The organism is Ferrimonas sediminum (assembly GCF_900100175.1).
In the GTDB taxonomy this organism is placed as follows: Bacteria; Pseudomonadota; Gammaproteobacteria; order Enterobacterales; family Shewanellaceae; genus Ferrimonas; species Ferrimonas sediminum.
Map to the genome: position 1 here is coordinate 218,927 of NZ_FNEM01000002.1, position 15,486 is coordinate 234,412.

Annotated in this window: 14 protein-coding genes; 12 read left to right on the top strand and 2 right to left on the bottom strand. The window is 59.2% G+C overall.

Translation table 11 applies throughout. The features are described from left to right. Nucleotides 1-64: 64 nt before the first annotated feature. From BLT77_RS20575 to BLT77_RS03310, 12 genes are all read left to right on the top strand, one after another. Complete coding sequence (locus tag BLT77_RS20575; RefSeq protein ID WP_281241953.1) at nt 65-196, top strand: hypothetical protein; 132 nt, start codon at nt 65-67, stop codon at nt 194-196. Between the two features lie 1,076 nt (nt 197-1,272). Then, nucleotides 1,273-2,412: a hydrogenase small subunit gene (locus tag BLT77_RS03260; RefSeq protein WP_090361952.1), complete on the top strand. Its 1,140-nt coding sequence runs from the start codon at nt 1,273-1,275 to the stop codon at nt 2,410-2,412. Next, complete coding sequence (locus BLT77_RS03265; RefSeq protein WP_090361955.1) at nt 2,412-4,115, top strand: nickel-dependent hydrogenase large subunit; 1,704 nt, start codon at nt 2,412-2,414, stop codon at nt 4,113-4,115. Before BLT77_RS03260 ends, BLT77_RS03265 begins: the two co-directional genes overlap by 1 nt. Nucleotides 4,116-4,125: 10 nt before the next feature. Next, a complete protein-coding gene (gene cybH / locus BLT77_RS03270) occupies nt 4,126-4,797 on the top strand; it encodes a Ni/Fe-hydrogenase, b-type cytochrome subunit (RefSeq protein ID WP_090361958.1) in 672 nt (223 codons plus the stop codon). Between the two features lie 3 nt (nt 4,798-4,800). Further along, the gene (locus tag BLT77_RS03275) at nt 4,801-5,355 is read left to right on the top strand and encodes a HyaD/HybD family hydrogenase maturation endopeptidase (RefSeq protein ID WP_090361961.1); all 555 of its coding nucleotides are present in this window, start codon (nt 4,801-4,803) and stop codon (nt 5,353-5,355) included. Then, nucleotides 5,352-7,034, top strand: a complete 1,683-nt coding sequence (locus BLT77_RS03280; protein WP_090361964.1) for a Kae1-like domain-containing protein — start codon at nt 5,352-5,354, stop codon at nt 7,032-7,034. Before BLT77_RS03275 ends, BLT77_RS03280 begins: the two co-directional genes overlap by 4 nt. After that, nucleotides 7,031-9,316: a carbamoyltransferase HypF gene (gene hypF, locus BLT77_RS03285; protein ID WP_090361971.1), complete on the top strand. Its 2,286-nt coding sequence runs from the start codon at nt 7,031-7,033 to the stop codon at nt 9,314-9,316. Before BLT77_RS03280 ends, hypF begins: the two co-directional genes overlap by 4 nt. 6 nt (nt 9,317-9,322) lie before the next feature. After that, the gene (locus tag BLT77_RS03290; RefSeq protein WP_090361974.1) at nt 9,323-9,961 is read left to right on the top strand and encodes a hypothetical protein; all 639 of its coding nucleotides are present in this window, start codon (nt 9,323-9,325) and stop codon (nt 9,959-9,961) included. 111 nt (nt 9,962-10,072) lie between these two features. Further along, complete coding sequence (locus BLT77_RS03295) at nt 10,073-10,315, top strand: HypC/HybG/HupF family hydrogenase formation chaperone (protein ID WP_090362648.1); 243 nt, start codon at nt 10,073-10,075, stop codon at nt 10,313-10,315. Then, nucleotides 10,308-11,435: a hydrogenase formation protein HypD gene (gene hypD, locus BLT77_RS03300; RefSeq protein ID WP_090361979.1), complete on the top strand. Its 1,128-nt coding sequence runs from the start codon at nt 10,308-10,310 to the stop codon at nt 11,433-11,435. The genes BLT77_RS03295 and hypD overlap by 8 nt, the downstream gene beginning before the upstream one ends. After that, entirely contained in the window at nt 11,432-12,436 is a 1,005-nt protein-coding gene (hypE, locus tag BLT77_RS03305; RefSeq protein ID WP_090361983.1) for a hydrogenase expression/formation protein HypE, read from the top strand. The genes hypD and hypE overlap by 4 nt, the downstream gene beginning before the upstream one ends. 141 nt (nt 12,437-12,577) lie before the next feature. Beyond that, complete coding sequence (locus tag BLT77_RS03310; protein WP_028112179.1) at nt 12,578-13,171, top strand: PhnA domain-containing protein; 594 nt, start codon at nt 12,578-12,580, stop codon at nt 13,169-13,171. A 53-nt stretch (nt 13,172-13,224) separates the two neighbouring features. On the opposite strand, the gene BLT77_RS03315 is transcribed toward BLT77_RS03310, so the two are convergent. Next, the gene (locus BLT77_RS03315; RefSeq protein ID WP_090361987.1) at nt 13,225-13,725 is read right to left on the bottom strand and encodes a GNAT family N-acetyltransferase; all 501 of its coding nucleotides are present in this window, start codon (nt 13,723-13,725) and stop codon (nt 13,225-13,227) included. 170 nt (nt 13,726-13,895) lie between these two features. Further along, nucleotides 13,896-15,470 carry a glutamine-hydrolyzing GMP synthase gene (gene guaA, locus BLT77_RS03320; RefSeq protein WP_090361992.1) on the bottom strand — a complete coding sequence of 525 codons (1,575 nt, stop codon included), beginning with the start codon at nt 15,468-15,470 and terminating at the stop codon, nt 13,896-13,898. Nucleotides 15,471-15,486 lie beyond the last annotated feature (16 nt).

Sequence of the window (15,486 nt, forward strand, 5' to 3'; positions counted from 1 at the left end):
ACCCTGATGGCCCACTCCGATCCAGAGCTTAAAATCTGCCCTCGGGGACGATCTCTTTAGATGGTTGTCGTCCGAGGCTAAGGCGCCTGTACGTCCCGGCAACGGCCTGCCGGTGCTGGCCGGTATCCACGCCGATGAAACCGCTGACAAAGGCGCTGGCATGAAGTTGCTGCTCGATCCGGGCAGGGTGGGATGACGCCCTGACAGCGCCTCCTATATATAGTTGTGCATGTGACCGACGGCATTGGCTCCCTGTGCGGCCCCGGCCAAGGCCCTGCCCCCCGGCCTCGGGGCGGGCATTGTAATGAAGTGGGTTTGGTGCGATCCCCGGTGATGAGGTGGTTTGCAGAATGCCTGCCGAAGCCGTGCCAATCTCTGCCGGCCATAAGCAATACCAAACTGGCCATTGAGATTAACCGGAGTCTGACAGCCGAACTCCTGCGCTATGGCAGTGAGTCATCAATATCTTTAGGCTCCGCGCTAGTCAGATGAGTCAATCAACCGATGACAACATCGAAGAGAGGGATTCCTGTCGATTGCCGCTGCCGCACCTGAGTAACCTGGACGACCAAAGGCGCCAGCGGGGCTGTTCGACCCTGTCTTTACCCAAACCAGATACCACGAGAATTGGGCCGGAACGCCTGTAGCTCAAAAAATGGCGGGAATTGAGGCCGGGTTAAAAACCCAATTCGAACAAAAGTTGATCCAGATTCCCGAATCCAGGCAAAACCAACAGCCCTATTTTATCGCGTCATCGAGAATGGTTCTTATTCAGTGATGCAATTGAGACATCGTGCAGTATTACGAATTAATAAAAATTAAGAACTCGGTAATAATATTTTCACGAGCCAATTAATTATTTTAATTGGCTCTTTTCTCCTTTTTTTGAATAAGCTGAAAAACGGGATCGAAAAAGATTGAGAAATATCAAAAATGGACAAATATCCCCTAAAAGGAGCAAAAGTGACAGCAGTCACAGACAAAATGTCGCACATATTGATCCATGAAAGGACTGATTTCGAAAGCGGAAATACACACTGAACGCAATTCTCACTAACAAAATAATTTCACTCTTCCCCCCAAAAATTAGACAAAAAAACCATTTCACAGCAAGAAATAGAAAAAACCATGAGCCAAATCACGACAAAGCCAGTCGCTACAACGGATAAATGAAGTTCTTGGCGCAACATTGATCTCGGTCATTATGTCCTATACCGAATCCCATACACTTTGCTTGCAATCTCGTTGTACCCAATGCAAGGATTAAAAAATATGGGACAGTACGATGCTTTATTTTCGCGGGGAAAAAAGCGACTAACCGAGTTAAAGAATATTGACGCGGTCAAGTCCACTCCGCTGATGAAACGCCTAGAAAACCAGGGTATCTCCCGTCGGGAGTTCATGACCTGGTCCGCTCAGGTTACCGCCATGCTATCACTGCCACTCTCCTTTAGCCCTCTGGTGGCTGAAGCGGCAGAGATCGCAGACCGTGTGCCTCTCATCTGGCTGCACCTGGCCGAATGTACCGGTTGCTCCGAATCCCTGATTCGCGCCGATACCCCCACCATTGACAGTGTCATCTTCGACCACATCTCAGTTGAGTATCACGAAACTCTGATGGCGGCTGCCGGCTGGCAGGCGGAAGAGAACCTGGAGCACGCACTGGAAGCCTATAAAGGCGGCTACGTGCTGGCAGTCGAAGGTGCGGTACCGACCGCTAACGACGGCCACTACCTGACCGTCGGCTGTAAAGGTCACACCGGCATGGAGATCGTTCACCATGCAGCAGAAGGTGCGGCGGCCATCGTCTCCGTTGGTACCTGTGCCGCCTTCGGTGGCGTTCAGGCGGCAGCGCCGAACCCAACCGAAGCCAAGGGTGTTGATCAGGTTGTACACAAGCCTGTCGTCAACCTGGGTGGCTGTCCTCCAAGCGAAAAGAACATTGTCGGTACCCTGATGTACTTCGTCATGTTCGGTAAGCTGCCACCGCTGGACATGTACGGCCGTCCTAAGTGGGCCTACGGTGCCCGCGTACACGACAACTGTGAACGTCGCGGTCGTTTCGATGCCGGCGAGTTCGTAGAAACCTTCGGTGACGAAGGCGCCAAGCAGGGTTACTGCCTGTACAAGGTGGGTTGTAAAGGTCCTTACACCTACAACAACTGCCCCACCGAGCGCTTTAACCACCACACCAGCTGGCCGGTTCTTGCTGGTCACGGCTGCATCGGCTGTTCCGAGCCTAACTTCTGGGACGCCATGGCCGATTTCGAAAAACCCCTTGGTCGTCGCGACATCCATAGCCTGGATATGACCGCCGACTACATCGGTACCGCCATTCTGGGTGTTGCCGCTGTCGGTGTCGGTGCCCACGCCGTTGCTGGCGTGTTCGCTAAAGACGTGGAGGAGAAGTGATGAGCAAACGTGTTGTAGTCGATCCAATCACCCGTATTGAAGGTCACCTTCGTGTCGAGGTTGAGGTCGATGAGAATAATGTCATCACCAACGCCTGGTCTGGCTCCACCCTGTGGCGCGGCATTGAAACCATCCTTAAGGGCCGCAGCCCGATGGATGCCGGTCTGCTGGTTCAGCGTATCTGTGGTGTGTGTACCTACTCCCACTACCGCTGCTCCATCGAAGCAGTAGAAGACGCACTGGATCTGAAGATTCCGGAAAACGCCAAACTGCTGCGCAGCCTGATGCAGTCTTCCCTGTACATGCATGACCACGTGGTGCACTTCTACCACCTGCATGCCCTGGACTGGGTAGACATTGTCTCCGCGCTGAGCGCCGATCCTGCCAAGGCTGCCAAAGTGGCCATGCAGTACAGCGACAAGCCAATCAACGCCGGTGAAGGTGACCTGCGCGCTGTTCAAGAGCGGGTTCAGGGACTGGTTAATACCGGTAAGCTGGGTCCATTCGCCAACGCCTACTGGGGCAACGGCACCTACAAGTTCACCCCTGAGCAGAACCTGATTGCGGTTTCTCACTACTTGAAGGCACTGGAAGTTCAGCGTGTTGCCGCTGAAATGCTGGCCATCTTCGGTGGTAAGCAGCCTCACCCTCAGTCTCTGGTTGTGGGCGGCGTGACCTCCGTACGCGACATGCTGAGCCCAGCACGTCTGCAGGAGTGGAAAGACAAGCACGCCATGGTGACCGACTTCATCAACCGCGCGTACCTGCCTGACGTGGTCATGGCGGCCGAAGCCTATAAGGGCGAAGCGTCCGTACTGGGTGGCGTAGGTGTGAAGAACTTCATGGCATCCAAGGACTTCTATCTGGGCAACGGCGAATTCCTGTTCGACGAAGGCGTGATCATGAACGGTGATCTGGCCAACGTACAGCCGGTTGACCTGACCCTGATCGAAGAAGACGTGACCCACGCCTGGTACCAGGACGGTGCGGCCCGTCATCCTTACGACGGTGTTACCGAGCCAAACTACACCGGCTTGATTGACCGTGAAACTGTGTACGGCACCCTGCCGACCTTCGACAACGACGGCAAGTACTCCTGGGTGAAATCCCCACGTTACGCCGGCGAGCCGATCGAAGTGGGCCCACTCTCCTGCCTGTTGGTGAGCTACGCCAAAGGCAACGAGCAGGTGGTCAACGCCGTCAATGGCCTGCTGAAGGCCACCGGCCTGCCAATCGAAGCACTGTTTACCACCCTGGGCCGTACCGCTGCCCGTCTGGTACAGACCATGCTCGTGGCTGAAAATAGCCTCAAGACCTTCGATGCCCTGGTCAGCAACATCGTAGTAGACCAGTCTACCTACGTTGAGCCCAACATCGATCCAGACAAAGAGTACAAGGGTGTGGGCGTCATCGAAGCACCTCGCGGCCTGCTCAGCCACTGGATTCGCATCAAGGGTGGCAAGATCGAGAACTACCAGGCAGTGGTCCCCACCACCTGGAACTCCGGTCCTGTTGACGCCAACGGCAAAGTCGGTCCATTTGAGCAGTCATTGGTTGGCATGAAGCTGGAAGATCCTACCAAGCCATTGGAGATCATCCGCGTCATCCACTCCTTCGACCCCTGTATGGCCTGTGCCGTACACGTGATGGATTACAAAGGCCAGGATTTGGGGCAGTTCCAAGTAGCACCAAACGCCGGCTAAAGGAGGAGCTATGTCTAACAAGGTTCCACACTCAAGGGATTACATCTTCAGTCCGGTGATTCGTATCTGTCACTGGCTGAGGGCGCTGTCCATCGTGTTGCTGGTGATTTCCGGATTCTACATCTCCTGGCCCTTTTTGGTTCAGTACGGTGGCCCGGACAATCTGATGCAGGGCTGGGTGCGCTTCGGCCACCTGATCGCCGGCTTCCTGCTGGTGGCCATCACCCTGGGCCGCGCCTACCTGTATTTCTTCAGTCGAAGTAATATTGAGCGGCGCTCCTTCCGTGATGTGATCAGTCCCAAAGCCTGGATTGAGAACCTGAAAGCCTATGGTTACATGGGCAACATGCACAAATCCGGCGTGTACGGACCGTTGCAATACATGACCTACCTGGCGTTAACCCTGGTGATTGTGGTGATGTGTGTAACAGGCCTGATTCTGCACGCCCATGTGTATCACGAAGGACTCGGCGGTGCCTTTATGCCCGTGGCCGAAGCCCTGATACCGATGTTCGGTACTCTGGCCTTTGTCCGTGAGCTGCACCACTTCCTGACCTGGGTGTTCGTTATATTCATGCTGGTGCATGTCTATATGGCCGTATTCAGCGGTATCCGCTTCAAGCACAACTCTGTGGATTCCATTGTCTCCGGTTACGATTACCACCCCATGAAGGACAAGTAATTCATGCCACAAAAGATCCTCTTACTGGGGATTGGCAATGTACTGTACGCCGATGAAGGCATCGGCGTACATTTTGCCAACTACATCCAGCACTGCTACACCTTTGAGGGGCAAGCCCAGCTCGAATTTATGGACGGCGGCACCCTGGCCAACGCCCTGATTCCTCTGATTGCTCCTTATGACCATCTGATTGTGGTCGATACCATCAACGCCGCCAGGGCCAACTACGGCGACGTGTTTTTCTTTGATTTTGACCAGGCCCCCGCCGAGGTGGACTGGCAAGGCAGCGCCCACGAAGTGGAGATGCTGCAAACCCTGAATATGATGGACATGGTCGGCGATCGCCCCAAGACCCATGTCCTGGGCGTGGTTCCCACGGTTCTGGAGTCCATGAGCTTCGAGCTCACTCCCCAGGTCCAGGGTGCCGTTGCCACCATGGAAAAAGCGTTACTCGCCCACCTGCAACAGCTGGGCATTACCGCCACCAAAGTCCGCGACGCGGACATTCAGGAGCTGGCCTACCAGTCCTGTGAAACCCAAGGGGAACCGCAGCCATGAAGCTGAAATTTAACTTCCATTGTGATCGACCCGTCCCCTACTACGCCCATCGCTGTAACCAACTGCTCTCCCACCCCCAGGTCATCGCCACCGGCCTAGAAGACAATGTCTACTTCTTCGAAGCCGAAGGAGATCAGGCCCAACTGTCCGCCCTGGCGGAACAGGTTGGCCAGGAGTGGGCCATGTCCTGCTGGCTGACCCACAGCGATCTGCACGCCGTCGAGACCCTCTCCGGCCACCAGCATGCCCTGGCCCATGGCCCGGTCAGCAACCCCTATTGCAGCCATTGCCGCGACCATCAGGACGCTTGCTCCCAGTGTGGCAGCGCCGCCGTCCCGGCCATGGACGATGCCACCCTGAGCCTGGCCATCGACGCCCTGCTGCAGGACGGACAGTGCACCCTGGAGACGGGTAACGGCCTGCGTCGCTTCTCTCTGCCGAGCCAGGCACCGGAGACGGTCAATCAACTGCTGTTCTGTCAGCCCCAGGCCCTCAACGAGGCGTTGCACATCTCCAACCAGGGAGTGAAACTGCTCAGCAGCCTGGAAAAGCCGATGCTGCAGTTGCTGCCTAAACCCGCCTTTGCCGAGGCCAACCGATTGGCCTCCAAGCTGCACCTTTGCCACCTGGCCGACGACCGCGTGACCCTGAAACTGGGCCAGCGACTGGCACAGCAAGGCATCGAGGTGGTCGCGGTAGAGCCCCTGGATCATCAGCCTCGCTTGGTGCTGACCTTCATCGAAGACAAGCCCGTGGCACTGAGCCACCGCCAGCTGCCCAGCCTGCTCCTGGACGGCAGCGAGCCGCTATGGGACGACGCCGCCATTGCCGGTTTCACCAGTCAGGTGAACGAGCAGCGCCTGTCGGTCAGCACCGGTGCCAATGTCCAGAGCATCAACGATCGCTGGGCCGCCGCCTGTGCCCTGCACAGCGCCCAGTTGCAGGCCCCCAAGGAACACACCATCGCGGTGCTGTACCTGAGCCGCAACCGCCCCTCCGGTCTGCTGTATCAGGACGACAACGGCGACTATCAGTGGCTGGTAAAACTGGCCGAGCAGAGCATTGCCCCGGTCCAGATTCTTGACACCATCGCCCAGTGCCCAGACTCCGGTGACAAGTTGGTGGCCCGCTTCAAGGAGCGCTACCCTGAGCACGCCCAGGCCCTGGCCAGCCTGTCGCCGCAGCCGGCTTCCGGCAATCTGTCGCAGCTGTACGCCCAGGCGGCGTGGCTGCTGAATCTGGCCGACGCCAGCGACAGTGCCGAAGTGGCCGCACAGAAGTTTACCGCCCTGGCCCTGGGCCACGACGGCAAGAACAGCCCGCGCATCGACTTTAAGCTGCAACGTCAGGACGAGGTGCTGACCCTGCAGAGTCAGAAAGCGCTGCAGGCCTGCCTCAGCTACCGCATGGCCGACGAAAACAGCGCCCAGGGTGTCTGCTACGGCCTGATCGACTCCTTCGCCGATTTCGTGGCCAACTGGGTCGAGCAGCTGGACGCCGACATCGGCATCGATCAGTTGGCGTTGGCGGGCGATGAGTTCGAGTCACCGGTATTGCTGGATCGCGTCTACCGTCGTCTTGGCAACAACTTCAACCTGTTGTTACCGCAACAGGCGGACTTCGATGGCTCTAATCTGGCATTGGGCGGGGTGTTCCTCAAACGCAGGAATCGTGCATGAGTCTGATCCGTCGCCATTATCAGATCCTGGGGACGGTACAGGGGGTCGGTTTCCGGCCCTTTGTCTACCGCCACGCCACCGACAACGATCTGACCGGCAGCGTGCTCAACGACGCCAATGGCGTCAGCATCGAGGTGCAGGGCACAGAGGCCCAACTGGCGCCGTTTGACCATGCCATGCACCATCAACTTCCACCACTGGCCCGGGTCGATCACCTGCAGGTGACGACCCAGCCGGCGGTTGACGGTGAATCGGCGTTCATCATTCTGGAGAGCAGCGGCAAGGCCGACGCCCAGGTGGCCCTGGCCACCGACAAGGCCAGCTGCCCGGACTGTCTGGCCGACATCGCCGACCCCGACAGCCGCTACTACCGCTACCCGTTTACCAACTGCACCAACTGCGGTCCCCGCTACACCATCATTCGCGATCTGCCCTACGATCGCCCCAACACCGCCATGGCCGGCTTCAAGATGTGCCCGGCCTGCGCCAAAGAGTACCAAGACCCCCTTAACCGTCGCTATCACGCCCAGCCGGTCAGCTGCCCCCACTGCGGGCCGCAACTGAGCTGGCGCCGGCCATCGGGACAGGGGCAAGCGGTGGAGTCACCGCTGCAACATACCGCCCGCCAGCTGCTGAAGGGCCAAATCATCGCCATCAAAGGCCTGGGGGGCTATCACCTGATGTGTGACGCCACCAACGCCGATGCCGTCGACACCCTCAGACGACGCAAACAGCGACCGGCAAAGCCGCTGGCGGTGATGGTCAGGGATCGCGCCAGTGCCGAACGCCTGGTGCAGGGTGACGCCGCCGAGTGGGACGCCCTGTGCTCCCTCGAACGCCCCATCACCCTGATGCGCACCACAGGTGCCACCGAACTGGCCGACGGCGTGGCCCCGGGCATCGACCGGTTAGGGCTGTTTCTGCCCTATACACCGATTCATCAACTGCTGCTGGAGCAACTGGATCGGCCGCTGGTGGCCACCAGTGCCAACCTGTCCGGCGAGCCGGTAATCACCGAACTCAGCCAACTGGTGGACAAGCTTGGCCATGTGGTCGACGGCATCCTCGATCATGACCGTCCCATCCTCAACCCCTGCGACGACTCGGTGGTCCAGGTGGTCCGGGGCCGGCGCCAATGGTGGCGGCTGGCACGGGGCATCGCCCCGCAGACCGAACGCTTGCCCGAGGCCTGTGACCGCACCATTCTTGCGGTGGGCGCCCAACAGAAGAACCGGCTGGCGCTGGCCTTTGGCCAGCGCAGCATCGTCAGCCCCCACATCGGCGATCTGGACAACCTGGCCACCGAAGGTTACTTCGAACATACCCTGGCACAACTGCAACGCATCTACGGTCTCAGCGTCGACCAGTTGGTGAGCGACCTGCACCAAGGCTACGGCAGCAGCCAGTGGGCCAGCAATTATGCCGAGCAGCAGCAGCTGCCACTGTTGCAGGTTCAGCATCATTACGCCCACGTGCTGGCGGTAATGGCGGAGCATCAGCACCGCGGTCCGGTACTGGGGTTTGCCTTTGACGGCACCGGCCTGGGCGACGACGGCCAGCTGTGGGGCGGCGAAGTACTGCTGGCAGACACTCAAGGCTATCAGCGCCTGCACCACGTCAAACCGTTTCGCCTCATTGGCGGCGAACAGGCGATCAAACACCCTGCCCGAGTGGCGTTGTCACTGCTGTTCCAGCATGCGGACCTGGAATGCATCCAGGCCAGCGGCTGGCCACAGCGCCTGGGCATCGACGCCACCACCCTGAGCAACCTGCATCTGATGTGGTCCAAGGGGATCAACTCCCCCTACAGCAGCTCCATGGGACGCCTGTTCGATGCCATGGCCAGCTTCCTGCAGCTGTGTCAGCACACCGACTTCGACGGCCAGGCGGGCATGTTGCTCGAAGCCAGCGCCGATCCCCTGAAGCAGGCCAACCTGAGCCTGCCGTTGTCACTCAATGACCAGGGCCAGATCGACACCGCCGGTCTTATCCACTACCTGTTGCCCCGGGGCGATCAGCCCCTGGATACCGCCCACTGTGCCCGCGCCTTCATCGACGGCATCGCCGAGATGATGATCGCACTGATGGACCGTTACCCGCAGCACCCCATCGTGCTGTGCGGCGGCGTCATGCAGAACCGCTGCCTGCTGGAGCGGCTGCTGCAGCGCATGGGCCCGCACCAGGAGCGGTTGATGTGGCCCGAACGCACCCCGGTCAACGACAGTGGCATCGCCCAGGGGCAGTTGTGGTACGCCCTCAACCACCCAGGTTCCGGGGAGTAACTACCGATGGAAACCGGGTTGTTGATCCTGTTTTTCTACGGTGTACTGCACAGCTTTGGGCCGGATCACCTGGTGGTGATCGCCAACTTCTCCATCGGCAAGCAGAGCCGCCAGGCGTTCCTCAATGTGCTGATGTTCGCCTGTGGCCATGGCCTGATGCTGTTTGTGTTTGCCCAATTGCTGGCGCTGTATCATCTGCCGCTGTGGCTCACCAACAGCGGCGAACTCATCGCCGCCAGCGCCATCTGCCTGATGGGCATCTACCTGTTGTACATGTCGGTAACCGGCCAGATCCAGTTCCGCCGGCATGAACATCACGGCGAGCCCCATGTGCACATCTGGTTCGGCAAGGCCCACCAGCACAAGCGGACCGACGGCGCCTCGGCACTGGCACTGGGCGCCCTGATGGGCATAGGCGGTGTCCGCGGCATGCTGGTGACCCTGGGTATGGTCAATGGCGTTGCCATCGACCTGACCATGGTGGCGGCCTTCGTCGCCGGAGTGTTACTGTGTTTCAGCCTGTTCGGAGCCCTGGTGCTGCTGTTCAACCGGCGGGTGCTAACCCGCCATAAAAACGTCAATCGGGTGTTCTTTTGCACCGGCAGCCTGTCACTGGCCACCGGACTGTTGTTGATCGGCACCTGATTCATACCAAATGTTGGCAGAAAAAAACCGGCGAACATGACGTACATCATGAAAGTCGCCAGCCTGTTGACGAATAATGTTCGAAATGTAAAAAAGGGACGTACTCAGACCATGTGTTTATCCATTCCCTCTCAGATTGTGCAATTGCACCCTGAAGACACCACCGCGACCGTCGATACCATGGGCGTAACCCGCCGGGTCAGCACCCACCTGATCAGCGAAGAGCTGGCCGTGGGCGACTATGTGCTCATCCACGTTGGCTTTGCCATGAATAAAATTGACGCCGCTGCCGCTCAGGAAAGCCTGGAACTGTACAAGGAGATCGTCGAGAAGATGGAGGCCGAGCATGTCTGAGCTGGTCCTGTCCGATCTGTATCAGGGCTTTCGGGATCCGGAGACCATTAAGGCGCTGCTGAAACGCATCGCCGAACTGGCGCCGCAACTGGACGAGCCGCTGCGCATCATGGAAGTTTGTGGCGGCCATACCCACAGCATCATGAAGTACGGCATTCACCAGTCCCTGCCCGACAACATCGAGTTTATTCACGGCCCCGGCTGCCCGGTGTGTGTGATGCCCAAAGAGCGCATCGACCAGGCCATCACCCTGGCCAACCAGCCCAACGTGATTCTGACCACCCTGGGAGACATGATTCGGGTTCCGGGTTCCAACTCCAGCCTGGCCCAGGCCCGGGCCCAGGGCTGCGACGTACGCGCCCTGTACGACCCCATGGACGCGGTGCGACTGGCTCAGGAAAACCCCGACAAGATCGTGGTGTTCTTTGCCATCGGCTTTGAAACCACCTCTCCAATGACCGCGGTGCTGGTGCAGCAGATTGAACAGCACAACCTCCACAACCTGCTGCTGCACGTCAACCACGTACTGGTACCGCCGGCAGTGCACGCCGTCATGGCCGATGGCCAGGCGAAAGTGAACGCCTTTATCGGCCCCTCCCACGTCAGCGTCATTACCGGTGCCAAGGTGTACCAACCCATCGTCGACGCCTACCAGACACCGGTGGTGGTCTCCGGCTTCGAACCGGTGGACGTGCTCCAGAGTGTGTTGATGCTGCTGGAGCAGATGCTGGCCGGTGAAGCGCTGCTGGAGATTCAGTACGATCGCGCCGTAACCCTGGAAGGCAACCACCATGCCCAGGCATTGATTGAACAGTACCTGACCCTGAGGCAGGAGTTCCGCTGGCGCGGGCTGGGCAACATCCCCTACTCCGCCCTGGAGCTGGCGCCGGCCTACCAGCACCTCAATGCCGAAAGTCATTTCGCCGACGTGCTGCCCACCGAGGAGATCAACGACCATAAAGCCTGCCAGTGTGGTGACATTCTCAAGGGCCTGGCCAAGCCCAGTGACTGCAAGGTGTTCGGCCGCGGCTGTACCCCGGAAACCCCGATGGGCAGCTGCATGGTCAGCTCAGAGGGCGCCTGTCACGCCCATTACAAGTACGCCGGAGTGATTCTATGACCCGCGACACCAAAAGACGCATTCAGCTCAGCCACGGTGGTGGTGGCGTCGAAATGAACCAGTTGATTCGCAAACTGTTCTTTAAATACTTCAGCAATGAAATCCTGATTCGGGACGAAGACGCGGCCCGGCTGGAGATCAGCGGTCCGCTGGCCTTTACCACCGACAGCTTCACCGTGTCACCGCGCACCTTCAAAGGCGGGGACCTGGGTAAGATCGCCGTGGCCGGCACCGTCAACGATCTGGCCATGGCTGGCGCCATTCCCCAGTACCTCAGCTGCGGCTTCATCATCGAAGAGGGACTGGCCTTCAGCGAGCTCGAGCAGCTGGTGCAGTCGATGGCCGCCGAACTCGAGAAGAGCGGCGCCCTCATCGTCTGCGGCGATACCAAGGTGGTGCCCAAAGGCACCGCCGACGGCATCTTCATCAACACCTCCGGGGTCGGCCAGTGCATTGCCGCTCCGTCGTGGACCAAACTGGAGCCGGGCGACTGCGTGCTGGTATCCCGGGATGTCGGCCGCCATGGTGCCTGCATCCTCGCCAGCCGCGAAGGACTGGCACTGCAGGGAGACCTGGCCAGTGACTGTGCCACCCTGTGGCCCGATGTGAAGCGACTGCTGGACGCCGGCATCGACATCAAGGCGATGCGAGACGCCACCCGGGGCGGGTTGTCTGCCGTCCTCAACGAGTGGGCCGCCAGCCGTGAGCTGGGCATCGAGGTGCAGCAGCAGCAGGTGCCCATCGCCCAGGAGGTGCAGGGGCTGTGCGAACTGTTTGGTTTTGAGCCCATGGAGCTGGCCAACGAAGGCACCTTTGTCCTGGCGGTATCCGCGGATCAGGCCGAGCAGGCTCAGGCTCTGTTGCAGCAAAGCCAACCCAGCGCCGCCATCATCGGCACCGTGGTCGATGCCCACGTCGGCAAAGTGGTACTGACGACCCCCTGGGGTAGCCAGCGTTACCTGGAACTGCCCAAGGGCGAGTTGCTGCCGCGGATCTGCTGAACCGGTTTTGCAATCATCGAGGGCGCGTCGGCGCCCTTTTTTGATCTCTCCTTACACCCCCATAGCGTGACCGACTCCCGATGACAGCTGGCCTCAGCCGCTGCTATAATCCCGTCTTAACACTCGTGAGGACGAATTTAGATGAGCATTGAAAACACCCTGATGCAGCGTGGCGACTCCAAATGTGAGTTGTGTGGTACCAACGACCAGCTGAGCGTGTATGACGTCCCACCGGTAGACAAGAGCAGCGAAGACAAGGCGGTGCTGACCTGCATCACCTGTAAAACCCAGTTAAATGACGCCGCCAGCGTGGATGTGAATCACTGGCGCTGCCTGAATGATGCCATGTGGAGCCAGGTGCCTGCGGTACAGGTGGTGGCCTACCGCATGCTGCACCAACTGAACGCCCAGGGCGAAACCTGGTGCCAGGATCTGCTGGACATGATGTACATGGAAGAGGACACCAAGGCCTGGGCCGATCTGGGCCTGCCGGAAGAGGAAGATCCCGATGCCATCGTTCACCGTGACAGCAACGGTGACGTCATCGTTGCCGGCGACACCGTTCACCTGATCAAAGATCTGGTGGTTAAAGGCGGCAACTTCACCGCCAAGCGCGGCACCCCGGTGCGCAACATCGGTGTGACCAACAACCCGCTGCACATCGAAGGACGGGTTAACGGCCAGCGCATCGTGATTCTGACCGAGTTTGTGAAGAAGTCCAAGCACGGCGAATAACGGCAGTGCCTGCATAAAAAAACCGCCGTTCGGCGGTTTTTTTGTTTTCAGGCTCAGCTCAGGGGGTCACAGTCCAACCACTTGTACATCACCAGGGCATCGACGTAGCCCTGAGTGGGGTGGCAAAACGCCATTGGCAGACGGCCAACGGTCTGAAAGTCCAGTTTGCTCCACAGTTTCACCGCCGTGGTATTGGTCACCGCTACGAAGTTAAACTGCATCGCCCGGTAGCCCAGAGACACCGCCAACTGCTGCGAATGGCGACACAGGTCTGACGCCAACCCCTGGCCACGAGCAGCCGGTGCCACCATGTAGCCGCAGTTGCAGACGTGATTGCCCGGACCAGCCTGATTGGTTTTCAGGTAGTAAGTGGCCAGCACCTCCCCCTCCCGCTCCGCCACGTAGGTGACCCGGGGACCACGCATCCACAGCTCGTAAGCCTGCTCGCGACTGATGTCCCGATCGTAGCCATAGGTTTCCCCGGCAACGGCGATGGGTTGAAAGATGGCCCAGATGGCCTCGAAATCCGCATCGGTGGCGGGACGGATCTGCATAGTGGTGCTCCTGGAGCAGGGAAACGAAGCGGCATAGGGGCCAAAGCGGACTCAGGCGCCGGCTCAATGCCGTAGCGGCCATTATCTCACTCAACGGCGCCGCCGTCATGGATTGCATAGGGGATTAATCAAAAAAGGGGCCAATGGGCCCCTTGTCTACCGCAGCGGGATCATTCCCACTCGATGGTGGCCGGCGGCTTACCGGAGATGTCGTACACCACCCGGGAGATGCCTTCGATCTCGTTGATGATGCGGTTGGACACCCGCCCCAGGAAGTCGTACGGCAGGTGGGCCCAATGGGCGGTCATAAAGTCGATGGTCTCCACCGCACGCAGGCTGACAACCCAGTCGTACTTGCGGCCATCCCCCATGACACCCACAGACTTCACCGGCAGGAACACGGTAAAGGCCTGAGACACCTTGTTGTACAGGTCGGCCTTGTGCAACTCGTCGATGAAGATGGCATCGGCGCGGCGCAGCAGATCGCAGTACTCTTTCTTAACCTCGCCCAGTACCCGCACTCCCAGGCCCGGACCAGGGAACGGGTGACGATAGAGCATGTCGTACGGCAGACCCAGCTCCAGGCCGATCTTGCGCACTTCATCTTTGAACAATTCGGTCAGTGGCTCTACCAGTCCCAGTTCCATGTCTTCCGGCAGGCCGCCGACGTTGTGGTGAGACTTGATCACATGGGCCTTGCCAGTGGCTGCACCGGCGGACTCGATCACATCCGGGTAGATGGTGCCCTGTGCCAGCCACTTCACGTCCTGAATGCGCGAAGCCTGCTCATCGAACACCTCGATGAAGGTATGGCCAATGGCCTTACGCTTCACTTCCGGATCGTCGATCCCTTCCAGGGCCGCCAGGAAGCGCTGCTCGGCATCGACACGGACGATGTTGAGGCCGAAGTGATCGCCAAACATCTCCATCACCTGATCGCCCTCGTCCAGGCGCAACAGGCCGTTGTCGACAAACACGCAGGTCAACTGGCTACCGATGGCCCGGTGCAGCAACATCGCCACGACTGAGGAGTCGACGCCACCGGACAAGCCGAGAATCACCTTGTCGGAACCCACCTTGGCTTTGATGCGCTCGATGGCATCTTCGATGATGGTGGCGGAGGTCCAGCGGGTGTCACAGCCACAGATGCCGGTGACGAAGTGCTCGATCATTCGTTTGCCCTGGCGGGTGTGAGTCACCTCGGGGTGGAACTGCACCCCATAGAACTGACGGCTCTCATCAGCCATGGCTGCAAACGGACAGGTGTCGGTTTCGGCGGACTTAACGAAGCCCTCTGGAATGGCCGTGACCTTGTCGCCGTGGCTCATCCACACGTCCAGCAGCGGCTTACCGTCGTCGGTCAGGGCATCCTCGATTTTGTCGAACAGCGGGTTGCTGTCGACCACCCGAACCTGGGCGTAGCCGAACTCGCGCTTGTCGGAACAGGAGACCTTGCCGCCCAGCTGCTCGGACATGGTCTGCATGCCGTAGCACACACCCAGTACCGGCACGCCGGCCTGGAACACGTACTCAGGGGCCCGCGGCGAGTTGGCTTCGGCCACACTTTCCGGACCGCCGGAGAGGATGATGCCGTTGGGGTTAAAGTCGCGAATCTTCTCTTCGCTGACGTCCCAGCCCCACAGTTCACAGTACACGCCGATCTCACGAATGCGGCGGGCAATCAGTTGGGTGTACTGAGAACCGAAGTCCAGGATAAGGATACGATGGTCGTGGATGTTGCTCATCTTAGGTCAATCTCAT